Origin of the sequence: Stenotrophomonas sp. AG209 (assembly GCF_003550055.1) — a bacterium.
Lineage (GTDB): Bacteria > Pseudomonadota > Gammaproteobacteria > Xanthomonadales > Xanthomonadaceae > Stenotrophomonas.
This window is the reverse complement of record NZ_QXDB01000004.1, coordinates 1-25,665: the sequence shown is the minus strand read 5'-3', so window position 1 is coordinate 25,665 and position 25,665 is coordinate 1. Positions and strand designations below refer to the sequence as shown.

The following is a 25,665-nucleotide window of genomic DNA, read 5'->3' as shown; positions in this document are numbered from 1 at the left end:
AAGCGCGCAGGCTACGCACTCCCGATTCCCGCCCCCCAGGAAACCTCCATGAATTCCAGAGCCGCCTTGCTGGCGCTTGCCGTCGGCGCCTTCGCCATCGGAACCACCGAGTTTGCCCCGATGGGCCTGCTGCCGGTCATCGCCGACGGCGTGGGTGTCGGCATTCCCACCGCCGGCATGCTGATCACCGCCTACGCCGTGGGCGTGATGCTGGGCGCACCGGTGATGACCCTGCTGATGGGCCGTTTCGGCAAGCGCACCGCGCTGATGCTGCTGATGTCGATCTTCGTGGTCGGCAACCTGCTGTCGGCGCTGGCCCCGAACTACGGGCTGCTGTTGCTGTCGCGCCTGGTCACCAGCCTCAACCACGGTGCCTTCTTCGGCATCGGTGCGGTGGTCGCCGCCAGCCTGGTGCCGAAGGAAAAGCAGGCCGCGGCCGTGGCCACCATGTTCATGGGCCTGACCATCGCCAACATCGGCGGTGTACCGCTGGCCACCTGGGTGGGCCAGCAGCTCGGCTGGCGCCTGTCCTTCGCCGGCACGGCGGTGCTGGGCCTGGTCGCGATCACCGCGCTGGGCTTTGCGCTGCCGGCGTCCGCACCGGGGCCGCGCCCGGACGTGCGCCGCGAACTGAAGGCGATCCTGCAGCCGCCGGTGCTGCTGGCGATGGCCACCACCGTGCTCGGCGCCGGTGCCATGTTCACCCTTTACACCTACGTAGCGCCGGTGCTGACCGAACTGACCGGTGCCTCCAACGGCTTCATCGCGATGTCGCTGGCACTGATCGGTATCGGCTTCACCCTCGGCAACGGCATCGGTGGGCGCATGGCCGACTGGTCGCTGGATGGCGCCACCCGCATCCTGCTGGCCGTCCTGGCGGTGCTGATGTTCGTGCTGCCGCTGGCCTTCATGAGCCACGCCACCGCTGCCCTCGGTGTGCTGCTGTTCGGCGCGGCGACCTTCGCCCTCGTACCGCCGCTGCAGATCCGGGTGATGCAGGCGGCCAGCGAGGCGCCGGGCCTGGCATCGTCGATCAACGTCGGTGCGTTCAACCTGGGCAATGCCGTGGGTGCGGCGCTGGGCGGTGCGGTGATCAGCTCGGGCCTGGGCTATGCCGCGATTCCGGTAGCCGGTGGCCTGCTGGCGGCCTCGGGGTTGCTGCTGGCGTGGCTGGGGCGTCCTCGTACTGCGGTGGCCGAAGCCTGCTGAGTGATGTGGGGTTCCGGCAGGGCTTGCAGCCCTGCACCCGCCGAGGCCACTGCAACAGCAAGAGCGTGCATTCCGTGGGATGGCGGGGTGGGTCAGTTTGCGGGGGACGCCGCAAGTACGTCCATGTAGGCTCGGTCGCGCCATCCATGGCGCTCACGCCCCCGCAAACTGACCCACCCGGCCTTCGACAGTTTCCCGCAGTCTGCCGGAACGGCGTCCTGCTCCGGTAGGTGTCGACCTTGGTCGACACAAATGCCTGAAGAACCGGCTTTTGCTTTTGATTTTTCTTTTGATCTTCCCGCGGTGCGCAGGAAATTGTCCGTGGCCGGGCGGGTGGGCGTGGCGGGGGTATCCGCGCCATGGATGGCGCGGCTAAGCCTCCACGGACGAATTCACGGCGTCCCCCGCCATGCCCACCCGCCCGGACTACCCAGGCGATCCATGAGCACGCCCCACCGCGGAGGGGGCGGCGCCCGATGGCCGGTCTTTCACCCGAACCATGGCATGCTCGGCGCCAAGCCCACCCGGAACCTCCGCCATGCGCCTGTTCACCCGCGTCCTGCCCCTGATGCTGTTGGCCTCCCTGCTGTCCGGCTGCGGCTACAACGCCATCCAGCAGAAGGATGAAGCGGTCAAGGCCAGCTGGTCGGAGGTCATCAACCAGTACAAGCGCCGCGCCGATCTGGTGCCCAACCTGGTGCAGACCGTGAAGGGCTTCGCCAGCCAGGAAGAGCGCGTGCTGACCGAAGTCACCAACGCCCGTTCGCGTGTCGGCCAGATCAACGTCAACGCCGACGACGAAGCCTCGCTCAAGCAGTTCCAGCAGGCCCAGGGTGAACTCGGCAGCGCGCTGTCGCGGCTGCTGGTGGTCAGCGAGAACTATCCGCAGCTGAAGTCCGACCAGAACTTCCGCGACCTGCAGGCGCAGCTGGAAGGCACCGAGAACCGCGTCACCGTCGCGCGCGGCCGCTACATCCAGCAGGTGCAGGACTACAACACCTACATCCGCTCGTTCCCGCAGGTGATCACCGCCAAGATCTTCGGTTACAAGACCAAGCCGAACTTCACCGTGGACAACGAAGCGCAGATCTCCAATGCGCCGGCGGTCGATTTCGGCAACGCGCCGCAGCAGCAGCCGGCACCGCAGCCGGGCCACTGACCGATGCGCCTGGCCACTGCGCTGCTGGCCCTGCTGCTGTGGCTGCCGCTGGCGTCGCAGGCGCAGCAGCTGGCGCCGATTCCGGCGCTGGATTCGCCGGTGGTCGATACCACCGGCACGCTGGACGCCACGCAGAAGCAGGCGCTGGTGCAGCAGGCGACTGACCTGCAGCAGCGCAAGGGCAGTCAGCTGCAGGTGCTGGTGGTGCCGACCACCCAGCCGGAGGACATCGCGCAGTACACCACGCGGGTCTTCGACCAATGGCAGATCGGCCGCAAGGGCGTGGATGACGGCGTGCTGCTGGTGGTGGCCAAGGATGACCGGCGTGTGCGCATCGAGCCGGGCTATGGTCTTGAAGGCGCCATCCCCGATGCCATCGCCAACCGGGTCATCCAGGAATACCTGGTCCCACGCTTCCGCAGCGGCGACTACGCCGGCGGCATCACCGATGCCACGGCGGTGCTGGTCAAGCTGATCGATGGCGAAACGCTGCCGGCACCGGTCAGCGGCCATCGCGGGCGGGAGCCTGGCGGTGGCGGCGACAGCTGGTTCCTGGCGTTGTTCATCGGTGTGTTCGCCGGCAGCATCCTGCGCGGTGTGTTCTCGCGCGTGCCGCGTCCGCTGCGTGGCCTGCTCGGCGGCGCCGGTGCAGCGCTGCTGGCCTTCGTGTTCACCTCCACCGTCCTGGCCAGTGGTGTGGCCGGCATCGTGGGCCTGATCGTGGCGATGCTCTCCGGCCATCCGGGCCGTTTTGCCGGTGGCGGCGGCTGGGGCGGCGGCAGCTGGGGCGGGGGAGGCGGTTTCGGCGGCGGTGGATTCGGTGGTGGTGGTGGCTGGGGCGGCGGTGGTGGCCGTTCCGGCGGCGGCGGTGCTTCGGGAGGCTGGTGATGATCCAACGTCTATGTCGCCATGTATTTTCGCCGTCGGTACGGCGCGCGTTCCCGCCCGCCACATTGCAGGCGATCACCGAGGCCATCGCGGCCGGTGAGCAGCGCCACGGCGGGCAGGTGATGTTCGCGGTGGAAGCGGACCTGCCGTTGGGTGCGCTGTGGCACAGGGTGACCCCGCGCCAGGCCGCCGAGCATGCCTTTGCGCGCCTGCGCACCTGGGATACCACCCACAACAACGGTGTACTGATCTACCTGCTGCTGGCCGACCACGCGATCGAGATCGTCGCCGACCGTGGCCTGCAGGGCCGGGTCAGCCAGGCGCAGTGGCAGCGGGTCTGCACCCACCTACGCGAGGGGCTGCGCGGGCCGAACCCGGTCGAGGCGCTGCGTGGCGCCATTGAGGAAGTCTCGACCCTGGTGGAGGGGCACTTTCCGGCCTCGATGCGGTCAGACGATGACGGCCTGCCCAACACGCCCCAGCTCCTTGGTTGAGCCGGGGCCGCACTGGCCCGAGAATAGGCGTTCAACCGCAAGGCACCTTCCATGATCTATTTCCACGACATCGACCCCATCGCCCTCTCGCTGGGGCCGATCAAGGTGCATTGGTACGGCATCATGTACCTGCTCGGCTTCACTGCGGCCTGGCTGCTGGGCCGCAAGCGCATCGCCGACGGGCGCCTGCCGGGGGTCGATGCCAACGGCTTCTCGGACCTGCTGTTCTACGCGATGCTCGGCGTGGTGCTGGGCGGGCGCATCGGCTACATGCTGTTCTACGCGCTGGGCGATTTCCTGCACAACCCGCTGCTGCTGTTCAAGGTATGGGACGGCGGCATGAGCTTCCACGGTGGCCTGCTGGGCGTGCTCGGTGCCTGCTGGTGGTGGTCGCGCAAGCACAAGCTGCACTTCTTCGACACCATGGATTTCATGGCGCCGCTGGTGCCGCTGGGCCTGGGCTTCGGCCGTATCGGCAACTTCATCGGTGCCGAGCTGTGGGGCAAGTACACCGACGGTACCTGGGGCGTGGTGTTCCCGTCCGGCCTGCCGGCCCCACTGAACCAGCTCGACCACGCAACGCTGCAGGCGCAGTTCGCGACCGGCGCGCTGAATCAGTTCGCCCGCCATCCCTCCCAGCTGTATGAGGCGTTCCTGGAAGGCCTGGTGATGTTCGTGGTGCTGTGGACGGTGTCGGCCAAGCCGCGTCATCGCTATCTGGTCGGTGGCCTGTTCGCACTGATGTACGGCCTGTTCCGCTTCGCCGTCGAGTTCGTGCGCATGCCCGACAACGGCGTCTACGTGGCCTTCGACTGGCTGACCCGCGGCCAGATCCTCAGCCTGCCGCTGATCGCCTTCGGCCTGGTGCTGCTGGTGATGTCGCGCCGCGCGCCGGTACTGCAGCCGCAGCTGCCGGTGGCTGCCGAGGGCAAGGCATGAAGCCCTACCTGGACCTGCTCTCGCACGTGCTGGAACACGGTGCGGAGAAGAGCGATCGCACCGGTACCGGCACCCGCAGTGTGTTCGGCTGGCAGATGCGCTTCGACCTCAACGAAGGCTTCCCGCTGGTCACCACCAAGAAGCTGCACCTGCGCTCGATCATCCACGAGCTGCTGTGGTTCCTGAAGGGCGACACCAACATCGGCTACCTGAAGGACAACCAGGTGCGGATCTGGGACGAGTGGGCCGACGAGAACGGCGACCTCGGCCCGGTCTACGGCAAGCAGTGGCGCAGCTGGGCCACTGCCGACGGCGGCGAGATCGACCAGATGCAGTGGCTGGTGGACGAGATCAAGCGCAATCCTGATTCGCGCCGGCTGGTGGTCAGCGCCTGGAACGTGGGCGAGCTTTCGCAGATGGCGCTGATGCCGTGCCACAACCTGTTCCAGTTCTACGTGGTGGACGGCAAGCTCAGCTGCCAGCTGTACCAGCGCAGCGGCGACATCTTCCTCGGCGTGCCGTTCAACATCGCCAGCTACGCGCTGCTGACCCATATGGTGGCGCAGGCCACCGGCCTGGGCGTGGGCGACTTCGTGCATACGCTGGGTGACGCGCACCTGTACTCGAACCACTTCGAGCAGGCCCGCGAGCAGCTGTCGCGTGAGCCGCGCGCGCTGCCGAAGCTGTGGTTGAACCCGGAGGTGACGGACCTGTTCGGCTTCCAGTTCGACGACATCCGCATCGACGGCTACGACCCGCACCCGGCCATCAAGGCACCGGTGGCGGTGTGAGCGCAATGAAGCTCTCGATGATCGTGGCGCTGGACCGCAACCGCGGCATCGGCCAGGGCAATGCCATGCCCTGGCACCTGCCGGATGATTTCAAGCACTTCAAGGCGCTGACCCTCGGCAAGCCGATCCTGATGGGGCGCAAGACCGCCGAATCGATCGGCCGCGTGCTGCCGGGGCGGACCAACCTGGTGCTGACCCGCAGCGGCCAGGTGCCGTTCGAGGGCATGCGCGCGGTGGCGTCGCTGGACGAGGCGAAGGCGATTGCCGAAGGCGAGGGCACCAGCGAGCTGTGCATCATCGGCGGCGGCGAGATCTTCCGCCAGCTGCTCGACCAGGCCAGTGACCTGTACCTGACCTGGGTGGATGCCGAAGTGCCCGCCGACACGCATTTCCCCGAAGTGGATGCGCAGGACTGGCAGGAAGTGAGCAGCGAGCCGCACCCGGCCGACGAACGCCACGCGTACGCGTTCCGCTTCGTGCACTACGTGCGCCGCTGATCGCAACGCACCTGTAGAGCCGAGCCATGCTCGGCTGCTTTCCGCGGACACATCCCATAGCCGAGCATGGCCCGGCTCTACAGGATTGCCTACGGCATCCGGTAATGCCCGATGATCGCGTGCTGGAACAGCAGGTTCTCTTCGCGGGTGCCGCGCGCGATGTTGTGCAGTACCAGCGGCGTGCCATCGGCCAGCTGCCGGTCGGAGACGATGCCCACGTGCAGCAGGCCGTTGCCGTTGAGCTTCCAGGCAACGATGTCACCGGCTGCGTAGTCGGTGGCGAGGGCGGTGATCGGTTGCTGCCAGCCCTGCCGTTCGAACCAGCGCATCAGGTTCGGTACGCGACGATGATCGATGTTGCGATCCGGTCGTGACAGGCCCCAGATCGCCGGATAGGCACTGAAGTTGCCGCGCATGTCCTCGTGCACGCGTGCCTGCAGGTCCAGGCCTTGGCTGCGCAGGGCGCGCACCACCACGTCGGTGCACACGCCGCGATCCAGTGGCACATCACCGCCGGGATAGGCCAGCACCTGGTAGGCGGGATCGTAACGGGTGGTGACGCCGATCTGCGCGCGTGCTGCGGCCACCAGTGGCGGCGAAGGGGCCTGCGGCTGCGTCGGCGCATGTGCAGCACTATCCGCAGCCGTGGGAGCAGGCGGCGAGCCGGGCTGGCAGCCGCTGGCCAGGGCCAGCGGCAGCAGCACCGTCCATGGTGCCCAGCTGCGCCGCGTCATGCCTGCGGCGGGGTGCTGTTGTTGTTGCCGCCACCCGTGCCGCCGCCACCACGACGGCGACGACGGCGTGGGCCACGGTTGCCCGGGTTGGCAGCGGCGGCGTTGCCGCCGCCCTGTTCCTTGCCCTGCGCCGCAGTGGCGGGGCGCTCGTGCGCCGGTCGCGCCGGCGGGCGGGCGTTGGGCACCGGTGCCGGTACATCGCGGCCCGGCACCTGCACCACGCGCAGTTCGTCGGTATCGAGCTGGATCGCGGTCAGCTTGCCGCCCCACACCGCGCCGGTGTCGATGGCGTGCACGCCCTGGGTGATGGTCAGGCCCAGCGCCGACCAATGGCCGCAGACGACCTTGAGGTCGCGCTCGATCCGGCCCGGCACTTCGAACCAGGGATACAGCCCCTGTTCCTGCGTGCCCGGCGTGCCCTTGTCCTCGATGCCGATGCGCCCCCGCGGGGTGCAGTAGCGCATGCGGGTGAGCACGTTGATGATCGCGCGCGAGCGGTCGTAGCCGGACAGGTTCGGGGCCCAGCTCGGCTTGTCGCCGTACATGTTGCGGAACAGCTTGCGGTAGCCGGCGCCGTGCAGCTGCACCTCGACCTCGGCGGCATGCTTCTCGGCCATCTGCGTGGTCCACTTCGGCGCCAGGCCGGCGTGCACCATCATCCAGCCCAGCTCGCGGTCCACGTGCACCAGCTTCTGCAGGCGCAGCCAGTCCAGAAGTTCGTCGCGGTCCTCGGCCTGCACGATGCGCAGCAGGTCCGGGTTGACCTTGCGCTGTTCCTCTTCGGTGCGTGCACCGACGGCCAGCAGCGAAAGATCATGGTTGCCCAGCACCACCACGCTGTGCTCGCGCAGCGAATGCACCAGCCGCAGCGTTTCCAGCGACTGGCCGCCGCGATTGACCAGGTCGCCACAGAACCACAGGGTGTCCTGCGCCGGGTCGAAGCGGATCTTCTCCAGCAATCGCTGGGTGACGTCATAGCAGCCCTGCAGGTCGCCGATCGCCCACACACTCATCGTTCGGCCTCCGTGTCAGTGCAGGGTACGCGGGACGGCCAGCACGAACGGTGCGACCGGCGCGGCAAATTCGGTGCCATCGTCGGCGACCATGTCGTAGTGCCCCTGCATGGTCCCGTGATCGGTCCCCAGCATGACACCGGACGTGTAACGGAAGTCTTCACCGGGGCGCAGCCGCGGCTGCTCGCCGATCACCCCGTCGCCATCGACATGCTCGACACGGCCATTGGCATCGGTGATGCGCCAGTGGCGTGCGACCAGGCGCGCCGCGACCCGCCCCTGGTTGTGGATGCGGATCGTGTAGGCGAACGCAAAGCGACCGTCTTCCGGGGCGGATTGATCGTCGAGGAAGCGCGGCGCGACTTCGACGGAGATGGCATAAACGTCAGCGTCTTCCATACCGGCAGTGTAATCAGGAGGCATTGGCCAAGGCGATGAATTCGGCCACGTCCAGCTGTTCGGCGCGGGCATCGGGACGCACGCCGGCGGCGATGAACTGCTCGGCGGACACCACGTTGTTCAGGGCATTGCGCAGGGTCTTGCGGCGCTGCCCGAAGGCGGCCTTGACCACGTCGGCAAAGCGCTTGTGGTCGTTGATGTTGATCGAGGCCGGGTCACGCGGCACCAGCCGCACCACGGCCGAATCGACCTTCGGCGGCGGCCGGAACGCGCCCGGCGGCACCACGAACAGCGAGGTCACCTGGCAGTAGGCCTGCAGCATCACGCTGAGGCGGCCATACACCTTGCTGCCGGGCCCGGCGGCCATGCGGTCGACCACTTCCTTCTGCAGCATGAAGTGCATGTCGCGGATGACCGCAGCATGCTCCAGCGCATGGAACAGGATCGGCGAGGAGATGTTGTAGGGCAGGTTGCCGACCAGGCGTATCGGCTGGCCGGCGGCCAGCTCGGTGAAGTCCACGCGCAGCACGTCGCGGTGGACGATGGTCAGCTCGCCCAGCGGCTCGGCGGCGGCGGTCAGCGGCGCGATCAGGTCGCGGTCGAACTCGATCACCGTCAGCTTCGGGTGCACGCGCAGCAGCGGCAGCGTGATCGCGCCCTGGCCGGGGCCGATCTCGACCAGGCGGTCGCCATCTTTCGGATTGACCGCCATCACGATCTTGTCGATGTAGTGGCGGTCGGCCAGGAAATGCTGGCCAAGCTGCTTCTTGGCCGGTGCGGTGAACACCGGGCCGGAGGGGGAATGCGGGGAATTCATGCGCCCAGTGTACGTTGCCGCGCAAGCTGCGCACACAGCGTCGTTGCCGCCTGCAGGCTGGAGGGATCGGCGATGCCGCGGCCAGCCAGGTCCAGCGCGGTGCCATGGTCCACCGCCACGCGCGGGTAGGGCAGGCCCAGGGTCAGGTTCACCGCCTGTTCGAAGCCGGAATACTTCAGTACCGGCAGGCCCTGGTCGTGGTACATCGCCAGCACGGTGTCGAAGCCGGCCAGCTTGGCGGGCAGGAAGGCGGTATCGGCCGGCAGCGGCCCGACCAGGTCCATGCCCTCCGCGCGCAGGCGCTGCAGCAGCGGGATGACCAGATCCAGTTCTTCGCGGCCCAGGTGGCCGTCTTCGCCGGCGTGCGGGTTCAGGCCGAGCACGGCGATGCGCGGCGCAGCCAGGCCGAACTCACGGCGCAGTGCGGCATGCACGGTGCGCAGCGTGTGCTCCAGGCCGGGAGCGGTGATCGCATCGGCCACCTCGCGCAGCGGCAGGTGGGTGGTGGCCAGGGCCACGCGCACGATGTGGTTGGCCAGCATCATCACCACCTTCACCCCGGCCTGGTCGGCCAGCAGTTCAGTGGTGCCGCTGTAGGCGATGCCGCCTTCGTTGATGACCGCCTTGTGCACCGGGCCGGTCACCACGCCGTGCAGTTCGCCGGACAGGCAGGCCTGGCCGGCGCCGAGCAGGGCACCGATGACCGCGCCGGCATTGGCCGGATCGGCCTGGCCGAAGCGGCTGGGCGCGGCGTTGCGGACGGCACGCAGGCGCAGATCGCCGGGGACGCGTGCTTCGGCGTCCTCGGGCAGCAGTTGCAGGGGCAGGTTCAGCGCGGCCGCGGCCGCGTGCAGGGTGTCCGGGTCGGCGAAGGCCAGCAGCCGGCAATCTTCACGCGGCTGCTGGACGAGGCGGACACACAGTTCCGGGCCGATCCCGGCGGGCTCGCCCGGTACCAGAGCGAGCTCGGGGCGCATCGGTCAGGACTGCGGCGGGGTGGCGGTGTTTTCCGCGCGGTCGCCACTGCGGAAGCTGACGTAGGCTTCGCCACGCAGTTCCTGCAGGAAGCGGTTGTACTCGTCTTCCAGCTTGCGGCGGCCGATGGTCTCGCGGACCTGGGCACGCTGGTTGTCGGTGGTCACGTCGGTCTGGCGGGTCGCCACGCGCTGCACGATGTGCCAACCGGCATCGGTGCGGAACGGCTGGCTGACGCCACCGTCCTGGAGGCCTTCCACCTGCTGGCCGAAGGCCGGACCGAACGCGTCGGCCGGGAACCAGCCCAGGTCACCGCCCTGGCCCTTGCTGTTGTTGTCCTCGGAGGACTCCTTGGCAACGGTCTGGAACTCGGCACCACCGGCGATGCGGGCACGCAGGGTGTCGATCTTGGCCTTGGCGGCGGCGTCGGTCTGGTGGTCGTCCACGCGCACCAGGATGTGGCGGCCGTGGAACTCGGTGACCGTGTGTTCGCCGGCGGCGGCGGAGCTGCTGTCACGCACTTCCACCAGCTTCAGCAGCTGGAAGCCGCTCGGGCCACGGATCGGGCCGACCACTTCGCCGGGCTTCATCTTTTCCATCATCTGGGCGAAGGCCTGCGGGATTTCATCCAGGCTGCGCCAGCCCAGATCGCCGCCTTCCAGTGCATTCGGGCTGTCCGAATAGCGCACGGCTGCCGCGTTGAAGTCCAGCTCGCCCTTGTCCAGCAGGGCCTTCACACCATCGGCCTTCTTCTGGCCGGTGGCGATCTGGTCGGCGTTGGCGCCGTCGGGCAGGGCGATCAGGATGTGCGCCAGGTGGTACTGGTTGCCCACCGTGGCCTGCTGCTTCAGCGCGGCGTCGACTTCACCCTCGCTGACGCTGATGCGGCTCTGCGCGAAGCTCTGGCGCAGGCGCTGCACGGTGATCTCGTCACGCACCGAAGCACGGAAATCGTTGAAGTCGATGCCGTCATGGGCCAGGCGCTGGCGCAGGGCATCCAGGTTCGAGCCATTCTGCTGGGCGATGGAATTCATCGCCTGGTTCAGCTCCTGGTCGCTGACACGGATGCCGCTGCCCTGGGCGCGGGCCACCTGCAGCTTGACCAGCACCAGGCGTTCGAGCACCTGGCGGCTGAGCACGTCTTCCGGCGGCAGCTGGTTTTCACGGCCGGCGTACTGCGCCTTGATGTTGGCGATCGCACGCTGGAGCTCGCTCTGCAGGATCACGTCCTCATCGACGACGGCGGCGATGCGGTCAAGCGGCTGCGCCTCCTGGGCAAGCACCTGCAGGGGGGCGGACACGCTGGACACCGCCAGCAGCGAGGCGAGAAGAACGGGGAAGCGCTTGGTCATGGGATCAGGTTCGGATCGTAGTCATCCCGGGTCGCCCCGGTGTTGCTCGGCGGCACGAGATAGAGGTCGTCGCGGTTGTAGCCGAGGATAGCACGGCGCAGGGTGCGGTCCGTGTCCTGCCCCAGGGAGCTCAGGCCCTTGAGCACGAACTCCAGCTGGATGGCGTTGTTCATCTCGCCTTCGCGGTTGCGGACGTAGCGGCGGCCGACCACACGCACGGCCAGGCAGCAGCTGTCCCACTGGACGCCGGCGATGATTTCCAGCGGTTCCTTGTCCTGCAGCGAGTAGTAGTAGCGGCCGACCAGGCTCCAGCGCGCATTCAGCGGATACAGGAACGACAGGTCGGCCTGTTCCAGCAGCGTCCGGTCATGCTTGTTGGCGGTGGCCGGGGCGCCGGAGTTGATGCGGTAGCGGTAGCTGAGGTTGATCACGCCATCGTTGGGCATCAGGTAGCGGGCACGGACGCTGGCCAGATCCTCGCGCTTGTACTTCGGGTCCCACTGGTAGGTGGCGCCCAGGGTCCAGCGGTCGTTGATCATGTAGTTGCCGTCGGCGATCCAGGCCGACTTGCCCTTTTCCACCGGCGCGCCGCCCGGGGTGACGGTCACCCGCGACTCGTCGAAGTACTGGATCTGGCCGATCGAGGCCGAGAAGCGTTCCTTGCCGGTGGTCTGGTCGATGAAGCGGGTACCCAGTGCCAGGGTCAGCTGGTTGGCATCGTTCTGGCGATCTGCGCCGGTATAGCGCGAGTCGCGGAACAGCTGGCCCCAGCTGAAGGTGAAGTCACGGGTATCGAAGATCGGCAGGTCGTCCTGGTTGCGGTAGGGCGTGCGCAGGTAGAACAGGCGCGGTTCCAGCGTATGCAGGAACGACTTGCCACCGATGGTGGTCTCGCGATCGAAGAACAGGCCGGCGTCGATGCTGCCGATCGGCAGGCTGCGGCTGGGCGATTTGTTGCCGCGCAGCTGCTCCGGCGTGGCCGTGTTCGGGTCGATGCCCTGCGAAACCAGCACGTTGCGGCGGACGCTGTCGGCCAGGCCCTGGTCCAGGTCGTAGCCGGTGTAGCGGTAGGCCAGGGTCGGGGTGACGTACCAGGCCGCGCCGCTGATCGGGAACGACACATACGGCTTCACGTCCAGGCGCGAGCCGCCGTACATGCGCAGGGTCTGGCCATTGCGCGTGTACTGCAGGTCCGGGCCGGCGCTGGCGTCGTACTTGTAGTTGATGTCGTCGTGGGTGAAGCGCACGGCTTCGGCGTAAACGCCGGTTTCCAGCCACGGCAGGACCGGCTTGTCCCAGTTGAAGTACAGGCGCGGCTGGCGGTTGTAGGGCAGCGCGCTTTCATTGAGCGTGTAGTCGGTCAGCTGCCAGCGGTCGGCCATGATGCCGGCCGTCCAGTTCTTGCCGGTGCCGTACAGGCCCACGGTGCTCTGCAGGTTCGAGGCGGTCACGCCGACCAGGCGGTTGGCGAAGTCTTCGACATAGCGCTCGTCGCTGACCCAGGCGAGGTTGGCGCGGGCCTGCCAGTGGCTGTCCACGTTGTGGTAACCGCTGAACATCACCCGGCCGCGGTCGCGGTCGCGCAGCTTGTCGTTGGGGATGTAGGCGGTCAGCAGCTCGCCGCGGCCGCCGTTGTAGAGGTAGCGGAACTCGTTGTCGAGCATCAGGCCACGCCGGCTCATGTAGCGCGGCATCAGCGTGTCGTCGTAGTTCGGCGCCAGGTTCAGGTAAATCGGCTGGGTGTAGTCGAAGCCGTTGCGGCCGGACATGCCCAGCTGCGGGAACAGCAGGCCGGTCTTGCGGCGGTCGTCGATCGGGAACTTGAAGTACGGCGCCCACAGGACCGGCACCTTGCCGATGCGCAGCACGGCGTTGCGGGCCGTGCCGAAGCCTTCGTCGTTGTCCACTTCGATCTGCGGCGCCGACAGCTTCCACACCGGCTGCGACGGGTCGCAGGTGGTGTAGGTGGAGCGGTGCATCTGGCCGACCGCGCCCTGCAGGTCGACCGACTCGGCATCACCGTTGCCGCGGCGCGACACCAGCTGGTACTTGATGTCGGTGATCTTGTGGGTGTCGCTTTCCTGGTTGCCCTCGGCGCGCTTGGCGACCATGCGGATCGAGGAGTCCTGGTAGCGGACATTGCCGTCGGCGATGTAGTTGCCGGTCTCGGTATCGAAGCTGAGCTTGTCGGTGCCGACGAACTGGTCGCCGCGGCGCAGGGCCACGTTGCCTTCGTACTGCGGCACGGTGGTGGTGCCCAGCAGCTGGTCGCCCTCGATGTCGGTCGGCTGCTGCTCGCGCGCGGCGCTGGCGGCGGCCTTGTCCTGCCCCGGGACCGGGACAGGGGCATCGGTGAACGCGGGAATCACGTCGGTAGCCGGGCACAGGCCCCAGTTGAGCGGCTTTTCATCGGCCATTGCCGGCAGGCAGATGGCGATGCTCAGAGGCAGGGGAAGCAGGCGGAGGGCTCGGCGCACGCGGTTCGGATTCGGGCGAAAACGGACGGTAGCTTGCCCCATCCCTTGCATAGGGGCAATGAAGGGCGTCGGATCCTGCCGGTTCGGGTTCATCCGGAGACGTTGCCTGGAGGGGCCGTCATCAGGGCCCGGACATGGGCCACGCTGCACTCGGCAAGGGCCTGCAGGTCATAGCCGCCTTCCAGCATCGAGACCACCCGGCCGGCCGCATGGCGGCGCGCCAGCGCATGCAGTTCGTGGGTGATCCAGGCGAAATCGTCGGTTTCCAGCATCAGGTCGGCCTGCGGGTCGCGCAGGTGGGCATCGAAGCCGGCCGAGATCAGCAGCAGCTGCGGCCGGAAGTCGTCGATGGCCGGCAGCATCTCGTCGGCCCACACATTGCGGAAGCGGAAACCGCCACTGCCGGGTGGCAGCAGGATGTTCATCAGGTTGCCGGCACCGCGGTCGCGGCGCAGGCCCGAGTTGGGGAACAGGCCGGCCTGGTGGGTGCTGTAGTACGAGACCCGGGCGTCGTGCTGGAAGATGTCCTGGGTGCCGTTGCCATGGTGGACATCGAAATCGACCACCGCGATGCGCTCCAGCCCATGACGGTCACGGGCGTAGGCGGCGGCGATGGCGATGTTGTTGAGCAGGCAGAAGCCCATCGCGGTGCTGCTGGTGGCGTGGTGGCCCGGCGGCCGCACCGCGCAGAACGCCAGCGGGTCTTCGCCCAGCATCACCGCATCTACCGCCGCCACGCCGGCACCGGCGGCATGCACGGCGGCACTGGCCGAGCCGGGCGAGGTCCAGGTGTCCATGTCCAGCTGGCGCAGCGGCACGGTCTGCGGCTGCAGCACGAAGTCGAGCAGGGCGCTGTCGTGGACCCGGGTCAGTTCGCCGAACTTGGCCGGCGGCGCCTCGCGCCAGTCCAGCTGGCTGGGGAATGCGGCGTGCAGGGCATCCAGCACATGTTGCAGGCGTTGCGGGCACTCCGGATGGCCGGGGCCGGGGTCATGCAGCAGGCAGGACGGATGGGTGAAGACTAGCATCGTGCCGACTCAGCGCTGGCGCTGCTGTGGTTGCCACAGCGCTTCGCCGTGGCCATCGGCACGGGCCAGCACCCGGGCCAGCACGAACAACAGGTCCGACAGCCGGTTGAGGTACTGCAGCGCCTCGCTGCGCACGGCCTCGTGACGGGCCAGGGTGACCGTCTCGCGCTCGGCGCGGCGGACGATGGTGCGGGCCAGGTGGCAGCGTGCGGCGGCCTCGCCACCGGCCGGCAGGATGAATTCCTTCAACATCGGCAGGCTGGCGTTGTAGTGGTCCAGCTGCTGTTCCAGTGCCGAGACATCGGCGGCGTGGATCGCGGCGTGGCCGGGGATGCACAGTTCGGCGCCCAGGTCGAACAGCTGGTGCTGCAGATGCACCACCAGCGCGCGGACATCCTCGGGCAGCGCCGTGGCCAGCAGCAGGCCGAGCGCGGCATTGGCTTCGTCGACGGTGCCGTAGGACGCCACGCGGGCGTCGTCCTTGGCCACGCGCTGGCCGTCGCCAAGGCCGGTACTGCCGTCGTCGCCGGTGCGGGTGTAGATGCGCGAGAGGCGATGACCCATGGCGCGGCTCAGTGGCGGATGTCGCGGCGGGCCTGCTGGAGCTTCAGTACCTGCTCCACGGCCAGCTGCAGGGCGGCGCCGAGCGCCACGTAGATCGCGGTGGTGCGCAGGTACGGCCCGAACCACTGTGCGTAGTTCTGTGCCCAGCCGGCCAGGGTCGGTTCGGCCACGTTGCGGCTGGTCCAGTAGAAGCCGCCCTGCGCCAGCAGGTGGCAGACCGCCACCGAGGCCACCAGCAGCAGCGCGCCCTTGGCCAGCACCGGCCAGCGTGCCCCCTGGTAGTTGCGGCCCAGCAGCATGCCGCCGGCCCACAGCGAGAAATAGGCCGGCAGCAGCAGCCAGTAGCCCGGCGACACGCAGTAGTGCTGCCAGAAATCCAGGCCGCTGCTGCGGATCACGATCCAGTCCACCAGCACAGCGAACACCATCAGCAGCGGGAACGCCCAGCGGGTCCAGCCCGCCAGGTAGAAGCCACCGATGAAGAACACCGCCCAGGAGGCATCGGGGATCGCCGCGAAGTGGTTGACCCGGGTCGCCGCCAGCAACAGCACGAGTACGGACAGAACGAAGGCACGGTTGGCGGTGGCGGACATGGCAGCGGGCCCGGAGCGGATTCAGGTTTCATTCTAGCCCGCCACGCCGGTTGGCGCAGAGCCCGCTGTTCGGCGTACAGACGGGACGAGCGCGTATCATGAACGCATGAGTGAACGACATGACGTGCTGATCGTCGGTGGCGGCCTGGTCGGTGCCAGCCTGGCCATCGCCCTGGACCGGCTGGGCCGCGATGTGGGCCTGCTCGAGGCCAGCCCGGCCGGCGAGCTGCCGGCGGTGTTCGACCAGCGCAACCTCAGTTTCGCTGCGGCTACCGTCAACGCGCTGACCGCGCTGGGGGTCATGCAGAAGCTGGCGATGGCGCCGGGCCCGATCCGTCGCATCCACGTCAGCCGCGCCGGTGATTTCGGCCGCGTGCAGCTGGAGGCGGCCGACTACGACCGGCCGTGGTTCGGCCAGGTGGTGGTGGCGCGTGACTTCGGCCAGGCGCTGGAAGCGCGCCTGCAGGAGCTGCCGCAGCTGCGCCGTTACCGGCCGATGCGGTTCCTGGGCCTGGGCGAGGTGGTCGACGGCTACCGCCAGGTGCGGGTGGCCGACGAGACCGGCGAGCGCGTGCTGCTGGCACGGCTGGTGGTCGGTGCTGATGGCACGACCAGCGGTGTGCGCGGCGCACTGGGCATCGAGGTCGACCGGCATGATTTCCAGCAGACCCTGTTCGTGGCCCGCGTGCGCAGCCAGCGCGCGCCGGATGGCACGGCCTGGGAGCGCTTCACCGATACCGGCCCGACCGCCCTGCTGCCGCGCGGCGACCGCCACTTCGGCACCGTGCATGGCGTGGCGCGCGACCAGGCCGATGCGGTGATGGCGCTGGACGCCGCGGCCTGGCTGCAGCGGCTGCAGGATGCGATCGGCTGGCGTGCCGGCCGCCTGCTCGAATCCGGCCCACGCAGCGCTTACCCGCTCATCCAGGTACTGGCGCGCGCGCTGGCCGGTGAACGCACGGTGCTGCTGGGCAATGCCGCGCAGACCATCCATCCGCTGGGTGCGCAGGGCTTCAACCTGGGCCTGCGCGATGCGCTGACCCTGGCCGAGCTGCTGGAGGATGCGCATGAGGATGCCGGCAGCGATGCGCTGCTGCAGGCCTATGTCGCTCGCCGCCAGGAAGACCGCCGGCAGACGGTGGCGTTCTCGGGTGGCCTGGCACGCCTGACCAGCAATCCGGCACCGCTGATGCGGCCGCTGCGCAGCCTCGGTCTGGTGGCCGCACAACGCGCTTCGGTGCAGTCGATGCTGGTCGGTGGTGCGATGGGCTTCCGTGGTGAAGTGCCGCGCCTGTGCCGTGGAGAAGCTGCATGAGTCGGCGCACGCGCCTGGACCTGGCCATTGTTGGTGGCGGCGTGGTCGGTGCCGCCTGTGCGCTGGCGCTGGCCGATGCCGGTCTGTCGGTTGCGCTGGTGGAGGGCCGTGAACCGGCACCGTGGCAGGCCGCGCAGCCAGACCTGCGGGTGTTCGCCTTCGCCGCCGACAATGTGCAGCTGTTGAATCGCCTGGGTGTGTGGCCGGCCATCGCGCAGGCCCGCGCGTGGCCCTACCGGCGCATGCAGGTATGGGATGCGGCCGGTGGCGAGGATCTGTTGTTCGACGCTGACCGCTTCGGTCGGCGTGAGCTGGGCTACATCGTCGAGAACGGCCTGCTGCAGGATCGCCTGTGGTCGGCGCTGCCGGCGGCGGGCGTGCAGCTGCATTGCCCGGCACGGGTGGAAGCGCTGGAGCAGGACGAGGACGGCGTGCGACTGCGGCTGGATGACGGGCGCCGCCTGGAAGCGGCGCTGGCCGTGGCCGCCGACGGCGCCGAATCGACCCTGCGCCAGCTGGCCGGGATCGAGGTCGAGCGCCATGACTACCACCAGCGTGGCGTGGTGGCCTACGTGGACAGTGAGCTGCCGAACCAGGCCACGGCCTGGCAGCGCTTCCTGCCGACCGGACCGCTGGCGTTGCTGCCGGTGGCCGAGCGCCGCAGTTCGATCGTCTGGACCCTGCCCGAAGACGAAGCGGCTCGCGTGCTGGCGTTGGACGAAGAGGCGTTCAACCGCGAACTGACCCGTGCCTTCGCGGCGCGCCTGGGTGAGCTGCGATTGGCGTCACCGCGTGCGGCCTTCCCGCTGCGTCGCCAACTGGCCCGTCACTACGTGGCCGGCCGCGTGCTGGCGCTGGGTGATGCTGCGCATGTGGTGCATCCGCTGGCCGGGCAGGGCGTGAACCTGGGCCTGCGCGATGTCGCCGCCCTGCAGCAGTGGCTGGCGCCGTCGGCCGAACGCCGCGGCCAGCCGCGGCTGTCGCCGCAGCGCCTGCAGCGCTGGGCACGCGAACGGCGCAGCGACAACCAGATCGCCGCCTACAGCTTCGATGCGATCAACCGCCTGTTCTCCAACGACGAAATGCACCTGACCCTGGCCCGCGGCCGCGCACTGGGCTGCGTCGGCAGATGGCCGCCGCTGGTGCAGGCGTTCTGGAAGCGCGCCGCCGGCGTCTGACCGGAATACAGACCGCTCTGGTAGGTGCCAACCTTGGTTGGCACCCACCGAGCGCGGGTCGTGTGCCCGGCGTCAGTAGATCCACGCCATGCGTGGATGAAGATCGCGACGGCGGATCAATCAACCAGCCAACCGGCCAGGTCGGCACGGTCCAGCTTGCCGCGGTGCCTGCGATCCAGTGAATTGAATTCATCGGCCAGTGCCGGGTTGGCCTGTGCTTCCTGGCGGCTGATGAAGCCATCGCCGTTCACGTCGAGGTCGCTGAAGCGGATGCGGTACTGGCCGATCACGCTGCTCGGCTCCAGCGAGCGAACGGTGACGTGTGCTTCGCCGGCGGGCTGCGGAATGTCGACGCTGCCGGTGACCTGGCCGGCGCCCAGCGGCTGCTGGCGGATGGCACCGCCGGTCGGGCCCAGCGGCTGGCTCTGCGCCGGCGTGGACGGGCCGTGCTGTGCCATGGCCGGCACGGTTGCCAGCAGGGCGGTCAACAGCAGGGCGGAACGCGGAATGTTCATGACAGGCTCCTTGCCAGAGGGTACCGGGAGCGTACTCCCGGCAACCTGTGCCGCCGATGACGGGTCAGCGCAGCGGCGAAGCCAATACGGTGATCTCTTCACGATCGTGATAGAGCTGCTTGGCGCGGACCACCAGTGGCTTGCCGGCCTGGTCCTGGAACAGGTCCAGGCACAGCCGGGTTTCGTCCCAGCGCTTCTTCATCGGCAGTTTCAGATTGAAGATCGCATGCCGGCACCAGCCTTCGCGGAACCAGGTGGCCATGCGCTCGGCCACGCGGCGCGGCTGCTCGACCATGTCGCAGACCATCCAGTCCAGCGGCTGTTCCGGATGCCAGTGGAAGCCATCGGCGCGCAGGTGCTCGACCAGGCCGGTATCCAGCACATGCTGGCGCAGCGGCCCGTTGTCGATGCTCAGCACGTGCATGTGCTGGCGGGTCAGCACCCAGGTCCAGCCACCCGGTGCAGCGCCGAGGTCGGCCGCGCGCATGCCCGGCCTGGCCAGCGTCTCGCGCTCTTCCGGCGTCAGCAGGGTCAGCAACGCTTCGTCCAGCTTCAGCGCCGAACGCGAAGGTGCTTCGGGCAGCAGCTTCAGGCGCGGGATGCCCAGTGCCCACGGCGCGCTGTCTGCCGGGTCGGCCACGCAGACGAAGGCATGGGTACCGTCGACGAACACCACGTGCAGGCGTGGCAGGCGGTTGTTCGGCTTGTCGCTGAGCTTGCCTGCCTTGCGCAGCGCTGGGCGCAGCGCGTTGCCGAAGGCGCGCGCCAGACCGGACAACGGCTTGCCGGCCTCCGAATCGGGGTGCTCCACCCACAGGTCACCGAAGCGCGGCGCATCGGCCAGCACCTCCAGCATCGGGGTGATGCGGTCGGCCGGATCCAGCTGCGGCAGCTCGGCCAGCACCACCAGTTTCTGCCGCGCGAAGATCAGCTCGCGCCAGCGCAGGCGCGGCGCCAGGGCAGCCGCTTCGTCGCACATGAAAAGCACATAGCCGTCATTGCGCTGGGTGCGCGCGTAGCCGGCGAAACCGGCTTCACCGGCGCGGAACTGCAGTTCGCCGGCCAGCTCGGGCTCGAAGCCCTGCCGGCACAGGCACAGCAGGCCGATGCCGGCCTCAGTAACGGGCGCCATCGCTTTCCCCATAGGCACGCAGCACGCTGCGTGCGGCGTCGCGGTTCAGGCCCTGCACCACTTCGATGCCGCGCTTGTTGAGTTCGCCCACCCAGTCGGCCGGCAGCGGGCCTTCATCGAACGGGGTCAGTTCCTCGACGTCGGCCGAGTTGGCACCGATCAGCAGGCGGTCGATGCCGGCCCACACGGTGGCGCCGTAGCACTGGCAGCACGGCTGCGAGCTGGTGGCTAGGGTGACCGGCGACAGCACTGCGTTCAGGCGCGGCGTCTGCAGGCGCTGCTGGGCCAGCATGTAGGCCATGTTCTCGGCGTGCGCCAGCGAGGTCGCGTGCGGCATCACCCGGTTCACGCCGGCGGCGATGACCTTGTCATCCGGGCCGAACACCACCGCGCCGAAAGGGCCGCCACTGGCGTGTTCGACATTCAGCCGCGACAGCTCGATCGCCAGCGCGACCTTGGCCTCATCGCCCGGATATCGACGATCCAGGTCGATCTGGTCGTGGATCCAGGCGGGAAGGGTCAGGTGGACTTGCGCGTACAGCATCGCGGGGGTGCCTCGTAATGGGATGGAAGAAGGTGCGGTTGCTTGGGAAACCGGCGCGCAGTGTAGCTGCACCGGCCTGTATCGGGTGTGGCGGTGGGTTAGTCCGGCGAGCCGGTGCGGATCACCACGTACTGCTTGCGGAACTCGAGCCCGGCCTGCGGCCAGCTGGCGGCATAGGCGCGCAGCAGGGGCAGGGCGGCGGCAAAGTCGTGACCGTTGACCCGGCAATCGGCCTCGCACAGGCCCTCGGCATCGCGCGAGGCGAACAGGCGGATGGCGAGGAACTGGCGGGCTTTCAGCAGCTCATCGAAGGCCTCCATGCTGCGCGTGAACAGGCAGCAGGGGCAGGAGCCGTGGTCGTCCTCGCTGCAGGTGGATGCATCCACTTCCTGCGCACGGTAGTGCGCCAACGGCCCCAGCACCACGGTGCGCTGATGTTCCTCGCCATCGTCACCGGCCGGATAGGTCAGGCCCATCATCGGCAGGCCCTGTGCATCTTCGGCGCCGATCGCGGTCTGCAGGGTCGCCAGGTCCACCCGCACCCAGGCCTGGAAGCCGGACAACAGCGACGCCTGCTCATCGGCACCGTTGGCGTGCTGGTACTCGAACAGGCCATCGGCGAACAACACCGGATGTTGGGCCTCGATGACGGTGGAGGTCTGCCAGCCGCCGTTGTCGCGCGCGTGCGCGGCCATCGCATGCGGGGTCAGGCGCAGGCCGCTGTCCAGCAGCAGCGCGCCACCGTCGGCGCGGCTGGCGATGCTGGCGCCCTGCAGGACCTGCTGCAGCAGCGGGAGGAGGGCGGTGGAGGTCGTGGTCATGTCAGGCCTGTGGATGGATGGGGCGGAACATCCAGGCAGGGCCTGGAACTAGCGCTCGAGCGCGTCGAGTTCGGCGCGATATCGCTGCGCGTCGGGCTGCTGCTGCGGATCGTTGCCGTGGTCGCGCAGCCAGGTTTCCAGCTCGCGGCGATAGTCCGCGCGGAAATCGGCATTGCCGGGGCTGAAGTGCAGCTTGCGCGCCGCTACCTCCACGCGCTCGCGCGCGCTGGCACGGGCCTGGGCGATGCCGTGCGGAGATTCGTTGGTGAGGATGACGAAGTTGCGCGCGAAGCCCGGCGTGTACTTCACCACGAATGGCTGGTCGCGCGCCGGGATGCGGATGGCGTTTTCCAGCGGCCACAGCGAGGCGGTGTTGGTGTGGAACACCACTTCCACATCGCGGCCCTCGGCCGTGCGCAGCACCGCTTCGTACCGCCAGATGTACTGCTCGTTGAGCGTCGAGCTGGTCCGCTCCGACTTCACGATCACCGCTTCACCGCGTTCGCCCACCACGTTGAGGAAGGTAGCGTTGAGGAAGTGGCCGAGGAACATGTTGAGCATCGCCAGCGGGAACACCACGATGGCGTAGCCCGGAAAGCGCCGCCACCACGAGACCAGCCCGGCCAGCACCATCGCTGCAAAGAACGTCAGCAGCGGATGCTGCGAGATGAACCAGAGCAGGGCGGAGAGGGCGGTGATCATCATCGGGGGCGTGCGGGCGCCATGCTGGCGCCCGCGCAGGTCCTCAGGCCGACCAGGTGTCGCGCAGGGTCACGCTGCGGTTGAACACCGGCTTGGCCTCGGTGTGGTCGCGGCGGTCGGCGACGAAGTAGCCGGTGCGCTCGAACTGGAACGACTGCTCCGGGGCGGCGCTGGCCGCGGCCGGCTCGACATAGCCGGTGACGGTGCGGCGCGATTCCGGATTGAGGTAGTCACGGTAGGTCTTGCCTTCCGATTCGTCGTCCGGGTTCGGCACCGAGAACAGGCGGTCGTACAGGCGGATCTCGGCCGGCACGCCATGCACGGCGCTGACCCAGTGGATGGTGCCCTTGACCTTGCGGTTGGCGCCTTCCATGCCCGGACGCGATTCCGGATCCAGCCAGCCGCGCAGCTCGGTGATGGTGCCGTCGGCGTCCTTGATCACTTCGTCGCAGCGGATGATGCCGGCGCCGCGCAGGCGCACTTCGCCACCCGGCACCAGGCGCTTCCAGCCCTTCGGCGGCACTTCGGCGAAGTCCTCGCGGTCGATCCACACTTCGCGTGCGAACGGCACTTCGCGGCTGCCGAAGCTCTCGTCCTTCGGGTGGTTGCTGAAGGTCAGCTGTTCTTCGTGGCCTTCCGGCAGGTTGGTCAGCACCAGCTTGACCGGGTCGACCACGGCCATGCGGCGCGGTGCAGCGCTGTCCAGGTCTTCGCGCAGCGCGCCTTCCAGCACGCTGAAATCGATCAGCGAATTCTGCTTGCTGATGCCCACGCGCTCGGCGAACAGGCGCATCGCGGCCGGGGTGTAACCACGTCGACGCAGGCCCTGCAGGGTCGGCATGCGCGGGTCTTCCCAGCCGTCCACCAGCTGCTCGGTGACCAGTGCCATCAGCTTGCGCTTGCTCATCACCGTGTAGTTGATGTTCAGGCGCGAGAACTCGATCTGGCGCGGCTTGGCCGCTTCGCGCGGCAGGCCGGCGTCGACCAGCGGCTGTGTCAGCGCGTCGTCGTGGGCGAAATCGACGTTGTCCACGCACCAGTCGTACAGCGGGCGGTGGTCTTCGAACTCCAGCGTGCACAGCGAATGGGTGATGCCTTCGATGGAATCGCCCAGCGCGTGCGCGAAGTCGTACATCGGGTAGATCGGCCACGCGTTGCCGGTGTTCTGGTGCTCGACGTGCTTGATGCGGTACAGGGCCGGATCGCGCAGGTTGATGTTGCCGCTGGCCATGTCGATCTTGGCGCGCAGGGTGCGCGCGCCATCCGGGAACTCACCGGCGCGCATGCGGCGGAACAGGTCGAGGTTTTCCTCGACGCTGCGGTCGCGCCACGGCGACGGGCGGCCCGGCTCGGTGAGAGTGCCGCGGTAGGCGCGCACTTCCTCGGCCGACAGGTCGCAGACATAGGCCTTGCCCTGTTCGATCAGTTTCTCGGCGGCCAGGTAATAGGTCTGGAAGTAGTCCGAGGCGTGGCGCAGCTCGTTCCAGCTGAAGCCCAGCCAGCGCACGTCGTCCTGGATCGCGGCCACGTACTCCGGATCTTCCTTGGCCGGGTTGGTGTCGTCGAAGCGCAGGTTGCAGACGCCGCTGAACTCACCGGCGATGCCGAAGTTCAGGCAGATCGACTTGGCATGGCCGATGTGCAGGTAGCCGTTCGGCTCCGGCGGGAAGCGGGTCTTGATCGCCTGGTGCTTTCCGCTGGCCAGGTCCTCGCGCACGATCTGGCGGATGAAATCGCGCTTTTCGTGGCTGTCGGCGGGGGTCTCGGGGCTGGCGGGGGTGTGCTCGGACATGAGTCGGCGAAAAGAAAGGCAGAAAGACCAACAGTCTAGCGCGTACGCGGCGGGGTTGCCCGGTGGGGCGTGGGGATGCCGGCCAGCGGCCGGCACTACCAGCCCACTTTCCGGTAGCGCCGGCCGGCGGAACGTGGATCGACGTGCAGATGGGTAGTGCCGGCCGCTGGCCGGTAGAACGGTCATTCGCCGTCACCGGCGGCATTCAGCCCTCGGGCGTATGCTGGACCCCTGCCCCGAGGAGCCGCCGCATGCACATCGTGTACAAGGCCGACAACCTGTTTGACGCCCATCTGGTCAAGCACGCGCTGGAAAACGCCGGCATCCCGGCCTTCGTGTTCGGCGAGCAGCTGCTGGGCGGGATGGGCGAGCTGCCGCTGTTCGGCGTGCTGCGGGTCGGCATCCCCGACGCGGCGCGGCCGCAGGCAGAAGAGATCATCGCGGCGCTGGACTTGGGCCAGGCCGCCGCCGACCCCATTTCCGATGCAGACAACATAGCCGGCCTTCCGGCGTAGGAGCGCATCATGTTGGGAATTGGCCAGGGCATTCTTGGCATCGGCGCCTTCAAGCAGCGCCTGCCGCGCCCGGAAGAAGCACTGCCGGGGCGCGAGCAACCGCTACCGCTGCACAGCAACCAGCACTTCGTGAACAGCCATCCGCTGAAGGACCGTTTCGCCGGCCTGCAGCAGATCCGCTTCGCGCTGGGCTGCTTCTGGGGCGCCGAGCGCAAGTTCTGGACCGAACCGGGCGTGTACAGCACCTCGGTCGGCTATGCCGGCGGCATCACCCCGAACCCGACCTATGAAGAGGTCTGCTCGGGCCTGACCGGCCACACCGAAGTGGTGCAGGTGGTGTTCGACCCGGCGGTGGTAAGCCTGGAGCGGCTGCTGCAGCTGTTCTGGGAAAGCCACGACCCGACCCAGGGCATGCGCCAGGGCAACGACACCGGCACCCAGTACCGCTCGGCGATCCACGCCACCGACGAGGCGCAGTACGCCGCCGCGCTGGTCAGCCGCGAGGCTTACCAGGCGCAGCTGGATGCAGCCGGCTACGGCCCGATCACCACCGAGATCGTGCACCCGGCACCGGCGTACTACTACGCCGAGGACTATCACCAGCAGTACCTGGCGAAGAACCCGAACGGCTACTGCGGCATCGGCGGCACCGGCGTGAGCTGCCCGATCGGGTTGGATGTGGAGGCGCCGCGCTGACGCGCGGTGGTCCGCCTGCGGCGGGCAGAAGCTGAAAGCAACTGCCAAAGCCAAAGTCAAAGCGGCTCTGGATTGCTGCGGGTTGGGCGGGGCGGTGTGGGTGGGCAGGACACGCCGTAAATCCGTCCCTGGGGGCTCGATGGCGCCATCCATGGCGCCAACGGTCCTGCCCACCCACACCGCCCCACCTCCGACAGTTTCCCGGTGACGGTGGGCAAGAGCATGGGTTACTGACGAACTGAAGGAAAAGAAAAAGGACGCGGCCTTCGCCGCGTCCTTTTTCTTTTTTGCTTCTGCTTTCTGTAGAGCGGAGCCATGCTCCGCTCCAAGCAAGCGCAGCGCGCGACCCGCTGTTGCTCTTCTTTCTTTCTTCCGTGGCGGGCGGCCACCGGAAACTGTCAGAGGGCGGGCGGGTTGGGTTCGCGGGAGTGTCTGATCTGGCCCCCTGAAAACGGACGCCATGAAGCCGTTTCAGGCGGCAGCCCGGAGCTGCCGGGCGTAGTTGTTAGGCGAGTGGTAGCCCAGC

General features: G+C 68.2%; 26 protein-coding genes and 1 pseudogene. 11 read left to right on the top strand and 16 right to left on the bottom strand.

Annotation, left to right across the window (positions count from 1 at the left end; all coding sequences use genetic code 11):
* Nucleotides 1–48: 48 nt before the first annotated feature.
* The 7 genes from DFO63_RS17135 to DFO63_RS17100 all read left to right on the top strand — a co-directional run bounded on the left by DFO63_RS17135 (nucleotide 49) and on the right by DFO63_RS17100 (nucleotide 5,977).
* Nucleotides 49–1,209, top strand: a complete 1,161-nt coding sequence (locus DFO63_RS17135; protein ID WP_101764943.1) for an MFS transporter — start codon at nucleotides 49–51, stop codon at nucleotides 1,207–1,209.
* A gap of 538 nt (nucleotides 1,210–1,747) precedes the next feature.
* Nucleotides 1,748–2,368, top strand: coding sequence for a LemA family protein (locus tag DFO63_RS17125; RefSeq protein WP_014036028.1), 621 nt, complete (start codon nucleotides 1,748–1,750; stop codon nucleotides 2,366–2,368).
* 3 nt (nucleotides 2,369–2,371) lie between these two features.
* Nucleotides 2,372–3,256 carry a TPM domain-containing protein gene (locus DFO63_RS17120; protein ID WP_119007419.1) on the top strand — a complete coding sequence of 295 codons (885 nt, stop codon included), beginning with the start codon at nucleotides 2,372–2,374 and terminating at the stop codon, nucleotides 3,254–3,256.
* Entirely contained in the window at nucleotides 3,256–3,750 is a 495-nt protein-coding gene (locus DFO63_RS17115; protein ID WP_049443625.1) for a TPM domain-containing protein, read from the top strand. The genes DFO63_RS17120 and DFO63_RS17115 overlap by 1 nt, the downstream gene beginning before the upstream one ends.
* Nucleotides 3,751–3,801: 51 nt before the next feature.
* Nucleotides 3,802–4,689 carry a prolipoprotein diacylglyceryl transferase gene (gene lgt, locus DFO63_RS17110; protein ID WP_049443626.1) on the top strand — a complete coding sequence of 296 codons (888 nt, stop codon included), beginning with the start codon at nucleotides 3,802–3,804 and terminating at the stop codon, nucleotides 4,687–4,689.
* A complete protein-coding gene (locus tag DFO63_RS17105; RefSeq protein WP_049443628.1) occupies nucleotides 4,686–5,480 on the top strand; it encodes a thymidylate synthase in 795 nt (264 codons plus the stop codon). The genes lgt and DFO63_RS17105 overlap by 4 nt, the downstream gene beginning before the upstream one ends.
* Nucleotides 5,481–5,485: 5 nt before the next feature.
* Nucleotides 5,486–5,977, top strand: a complete 492-nt coding sequence (locus DFO63_RS17100; RefSeq protein ID WP_014036033.1) for a dihydrofolate reductase — start codon at nucleotides 5,486–5,488, stop codon at nucleotides 5,975–5,977.
* 89 nt (nucleotides 5,978–6,066) lie between these two features.
* On the opposite strand, the gene DFO63_RS17095 is transcribed toward DFO63_RS17100, so the two are convergent.
* The 10 genes and pseudogenes from DFO63_RS17095 to DFO63_RS17050 all read right to left on the bottom strand — a co-directional run bounded on the left by DFO63_RS17095 (nucleotide 6,067) and on the right by DFO63_RS17050 (nucleotide 15,929).
* Nucleotides 6,067–6,711 (bottom strand): DUF1287 domain-containing protein, encoded by a 645-nt coding sequence (locus tag DFO63_RS17095; RefSeq protein WP_119007418.1) that lies wholly within the window; start codon nucleotides 6,709–6,711, stop codon nucleotides 6,067–6,069.
* On the bottom strand, nucleotides 6,708–7,724 hold the full coding sequence (locus tag DFO63_RS17090; RefSeq protein ID WP_119007417.1) for a symmetrical bis(5'-nucleosyl)-tetraphosphatase: 1,017 nt from the start codon (nucleotides 7,722–7,724) through the stop codon (nucleotides 6,708–6,710). The genes DFO63_RS17095 and DFO63_RS17090 overlap by 4 nt, the downstream gene beginning before the upstream one ends.
* Before the next feature lie 15 nt (nucleotides 7,725–7,739).
* Nucleotides 7,740–8,123, bottom strand: coding sequence for a Co2+/Mg2+ efflux protein ApaG (gene apaG / locus DFO63_RS17085; protein WP_008268668.1), 384 nt, complete (start codon nucleotides 8,121–8,123; stop codon nucleotides 7,740–7,742).
* A gap of 13 nt (nucleotides 8,124–8,136) precedes the next feature.
* Nucleotides 8,137–8,940, bottom strand: a complete 804-nt coding sequence (gene rsmA / locus DFO63_RS17080) for a 16S rRNA (adenine(1518)-N(6)/adenine(1519)-N(6))-dimethyltransferase RsmA (RefSeq protein ID WP_101764947.1) — start codon at nucleotides 8,938–8,940, stop codon at nucleotides 8,137–8,139.
* Nucleotides 8,937–9,917: a 4-hydroxythreonine-4-phosphate dehydrogenase PdxA gene (gene pdxA / locus DFO63_RS17075; RefSeq protein ID WP_119007416.1), complete on the bottom strand. Its 981-nt coding sequence runs from the start codon at nucleotides 9,915–9,917 to the stop codon at nucleotides 8,937–8,939. Before pdxA ends, rsmA begins: the two co-directional genes overlap by 4 nt.
* Before the next feature lie 18 nt (nucleotides 9,918–9,935).
* Nucleotides 9,936–11,267, bottom strand: a pseudogene (locus tag DFO63_RS17070) (peptidylprolyl isomerase); the annotation flags it as partial.
* Nucleotides 11,264–13,744 (bottom strand): LPS-assembly protein LptD, encoded by a 2,481-nt coding sequence (gene lptD / locus DFO63_RS17065; RefSeq protein WP_168356108.1) that lies wholly within the window; start codon nucleotides 13,742–13,744, stop codon nucleotides 11,264–11,266. The gene lptD and the pseudogene DFO63_RS17070, both read right to left, overlap by 4 nt.
* An 89-nt stretch (nucleotides 13,745–13,833) precedes the next feature.
* Nucleotides 13,834–14,772 (bottom strand): histone deacetylase family protein, encoded by a 939-nt coding sequence (locus tag DFO63_RS17060; RefSeq protein WP_119007415.1) that lies wholly within the window; start codon nucleotides 14,770–14,772, stop codon nucleotides 13,834–13,836.
* 9 nt (nucleotides 14,773–14,781) lie between these two features.
* Entirely contained in the window at nucleotides 14,782–15,336 is a 555-nt protein-coding gene (locus DFO63_RS17055; RefSeq protein WP_014036041.1) for a cob(I)yrinic acid a,c-diamide adenosyltransferase, read from the bottom strand.
* A gap of 8 nt (nucleotides 15,337–15,344) precedes the next feature.
* Nucleotides 15,345–15,929, bottom strand: a complete 585-nt coding sequence (locus DFO63_RS17050) for a hypothetical protein (RefSeq protein WP_014036042.1) — start codon at nucleotides 15,927–15,929, stop codon at nucleotides 15,345–15,347.
* A 106-nt stretch (nucleotides 15,930–16,035) separates the two neighbouring features.
* Here DFO63_RS17050 and ubiH point away from each other — a divergent pair, with 106 nt between their 5' ends.
* Nucleotides 16,036–17,244, top strand: a complete 1,209-nt coding sequence (gene ubiH / locus DFO63_RS17045; RefSeq protein ID WP_119007414.1) for a 2-octaprenyl-6-methoxyphenyl hydroxylase — start codon at nucleotides 16,036–16,038, stop codon at nucleotides 17,242–17,244.
* Nucleotides 17,241–18,422 (top strand): UbiH/UbiF family hydroxylase, encoded by a 1,182-nt coding sequence (locus tag DFO63_RS17040; RefSeq protein WP_119007413.1) that lies wholly within the window; start codon nucleotides 17,241–17,243, stop codon nucleotides 18,420–18,422. The genes ubiH and DFO63_RS17040 overlap by 4 nt, the downstream gene beginning before the upstream one ends.
* A 116-nt stretch (nucleotides 18,423–18,538) precedes the next feature.
* Here DFO63_RS17040 and DFO63_RS17035 read toward each other — a convergent pair whose 3' ends face one another.
* The 6 genes from DFO63_RS17035 to DFO63_RS17010 form a co-directional block, all read right to left on the bottom strand.
* Nucleotides 18,539–18,937 carry an EF-hand domain-containing protein gene (locus DFO63_RS17035; protein ID WP_119007412.1) on the bottom strand — a complete coding sequence of 133 codons (399 nt, stop codon included), beginning with the start codon at nucleotides 18,935–18,937 and terminating at the stop codon, nucleotides 18,539–18,541.
* A 64-nt stretch (nucleotides 18,938–19,001) separates the two neighbouring features.
* The gene (rlmM, locus tag DFO63_RS17030) at nucleotides 19,002–20,069 is read right to left on the bottom strand and encodes a 23S rRNA (cytidine(2498)-2'-O)-methyltransferase RlmM (RefSeq protein ID WP_049443654.1); all 1,068 of its coding nucleotides are present in this window, start codon (nucleotides 20,067–20,069) and stop codon (nucleotides 19,002–19,004) included.
* Complete coding sequence (locus DFO63_RS17025) at nucleotides 20,053–20,613, bottom strand: nucleoside deaminase (protein ID WP_004154307.1); 561 nt, start codon at nucleotides 20,611–20,613, stop codon at nucleotides 20,053–20,055. Before DFO63_RS17025 ends, rlmM begins: the two co-directional genes overlap by 17 nt.
* Before the next feature lie 98 nt (nucleotides 20,614–20,711).
* Nucleotides 20,712–21,434 (bottom strand): DUF6348 family protein, encoded by a 723-nt coding sequence (locus DFO63_RS17020; protein WP_049443656.1) that lies wholly within the window; start codon nucleotides 21,432–21,434, stop codon nucleotides 20,712–20,714.
* 48 nt (nucleotides 21,435–21,482) lie between these two features.
* Nucleotides 21,483–22,136: a membrane protein gene (locus DFO63_RS17015; protein WP_049443670.1), complete on the bottom strand. Its 654-nt coding sequence runs from the start codon at nucleotides 22,134–22,136 to the stop codon at nucleotides 21,483–21,485.
* 43 nt (nucleotides 22,137–22,179) lie between these two features.
* Nucleotides 22,180–23,928: a glutamine--tRNA ligase/YqeY domain fusion protein gene (locus DFO63_RS17010; RefSeq protein ID WP_014036049.1), complete on the bottom strand. Its 1,749-nt coding sequence runs from the start codon at nucleotides 23,926–23,928 to the stop codon at nucleotides 22,180–22,182.
* Nucleotides 23,929–24,179: 251 nt separating this feature from the next.
* On the opposite strand from DFO63_RS17010, the gene DFO63_RS17005 reads away from it, so the two are divergent.
* Both DFO63_RS17005 and msrA read left to right on the top strand, forming a co-directional pair.
* On the top strand, nucleotides 24,180–24,443 hold the full coding sequence (locus DFO63_RS17005) for a DUF2007 domain-containing protein (protein WP_119007411.1): 264 nt from the start codon (nucleotides 24,180–24,182) through the stop codon (nucleotides 24,441–24,443).
* Between the two features lie 30 nt (nucleotides 24,444–24,473).
* Nucleotides 24,474–25,139, top strand: a complete 666-nt coding sequence (msrA, locus tag DFO63_RS17000; RefSeq protein ID WP_182474441.1) for a peptide-methionine (S)-S-oxide reductase MsrA — start codon at nucleotides 24,474–24,476, stop codon at nucleotides 25,137–25,139.
* Nucleotides 25,140–25,665 lie beyond the last annotated feature (526 nt).

Bases quoted from the DNA above. Each gene is read 5' to 3' on its own strand.
- pdxA (WP_119007416.1), bottom strand. From the start codon at position 9,917: ATGCGCCCCGAGCTCGCTCTGGTACCGGGCGAGCCCGCCGGGATCGGC.
- lgt (WP_049443626.1), top strand. From the start codon at position 3,802: ATGATCTATTTCCACGACATCGACCCCATCGCCCTCTCGCTGGGGCCG.
- DFO63_RS17040 (WP_119007413.1), top strand. From the start codon at position 17,241: ATGAGTCGGCGCACGCGCCTGGACCTGGCCATTGTTGGTGGCGGCGTG.
- DFO63_RS17100 (WP_014036033.1), top strand. From the start codon at position 5,486: ATGAAGCTCTCGATGATCGTGGCGCTGGACCGCAACCGCGGCATCGGC.
- DFO63_RS17025 (WP_004154307.1), bottom strand. From the start codon at position 20,613: ATGCTGTACGCGCAAGTCCACCTGACCCTTCCCGCCTGGATCCACGAC.
- DFO63_RS17105 (WP_049443628.1), top strand. From the start codon at position 4,686: ATGAAGCCCTACCTGGACCTGCTCTCGCACGTGCTGGAACACGGTGCG.
- DFO63_RS17120 (WP_119007419.1), top strand. From the start codon at position 2,372: ATGCGCCTGGCCACTGCGCTGCTGGCCCTGCTGCTGTGGCTGCCGCTG.
- DFO63_RS17055 (WP_014036041.1), bottom strand. From the start codon at position 15,336: ATGGGTCATCGCCTCTCGCGCATCTACACCCGCACCGGCGACGACGGC.
- DFO63_RS17035 (WP_119007412.1), bottom strand. From the start codon at position 18,937: ATGAACATTCCGCGTTCCGCCCTGCTGTTGACCGCCCTGCTGGCAACC.
- DFO63_RS17115 (WP_049443625.1), top strand. From the start codon at position 3,256: ATGATCCAACGTCTATGTCGCCATGTATTTTCGCCGTCGGTACGGCGC.
- DFO63_RS17050 (WP_014036042.1), bottom strand. From the start codon at position 15,929: ATGTCCGCCACCGCCAACCGTGCCTTCGTTCTGTCCGTACTCGTGCTG.
- DFO63_RS17095 (WP_119007418.1), bottom strand. From the start codon at position 6,711: ATGACGCGGCGCAGCTGGGCACCATGGACGGTGCTGCTGCCGCTGGCC.
- DFO63_RS17015 (WP_049443670.1), bottom strand. From the start codon at position 22,136: ATGATCACCGCCCTCTCCGCCCTGCTCTGGTTCATCTCGCAGCATCCG.
- DFO63_RS17005 (WP_119007411.1), top strand. From the start codon at position 24,180: ATGCACATCGTGTACAAGGCCGACAACCTGTTTGACGCCCATCTGGTC.
- DFO63_RS17090 (WP_119007417.1), bottom strand. From the start codon at position 7,724: ATGAGTGTGTGGGCGATCGGCGACCTGCAGGGCTGCTATGACGTCACC.
- rlmM (WP_049443654.1), bottom strand. From the start codon at position 20,069: ATGGCGCCCGTTACTGAGGCCGGCATCGGCCTGCTGTGCCTGTGCCGG.
- ubiH (WP_119007414.1), top strand. From the start codon at position 16,036: ATGAGTGAACGACATGACGTGCTGATCGTCGGTGGCGGCCTGGTCGGT.
- rsmA (WP_101764947.1), bottom strand. From the start codon at position 8,940: ATGAATTCCCCGCATTCCCCCTCCGGCCCGGTGTTCACCGCACCGGCC.
- DFO63_RS17135 (WP_101764943.1), top strand. From the start codon at position 49: ATGAATTCCAGAGCCGCCTTGCTGGCGCTTGCCGTCGGCGCCTTCGCC.
- DFO63_RS17010 (WP_014036049.1), bottom strand. From the start codon at position 23,928: ATGTCCGAGCACACCCCCGCCAGCCCCGAGACCCCCGCCGACAGCCAC.
- DFO63_RS17125 (WP_014036028.1), top strand. From the start codon at position 1,748: ATGCGCCTGTTCACCCGCGTCCTGCCCCTGATGCTGTTGGCCTCCCTG.
- apaG (WP_008268668.1), bottom strand. From the start codon at position 8,123: ATGGAAGACGCTGACGTTTATGCCATCTCCGTCGAAGTCGCGCCGCGC.
- DFO63_RS17020 (WP_049443656.1), bottom strand. From the start codon at position 21,434: ATGACCACGACCTCCACCGCCCTCCTCCCGCTGCTGCAGCAGGTCCTG.
- DFO63_RS17060 (WP_119007415.1), bottom strand. From the start codon at position 14,772: ATGCTAGTCTTCACCCATCCGTCCTGCCTGCTGCATGACCCCGGCCCC.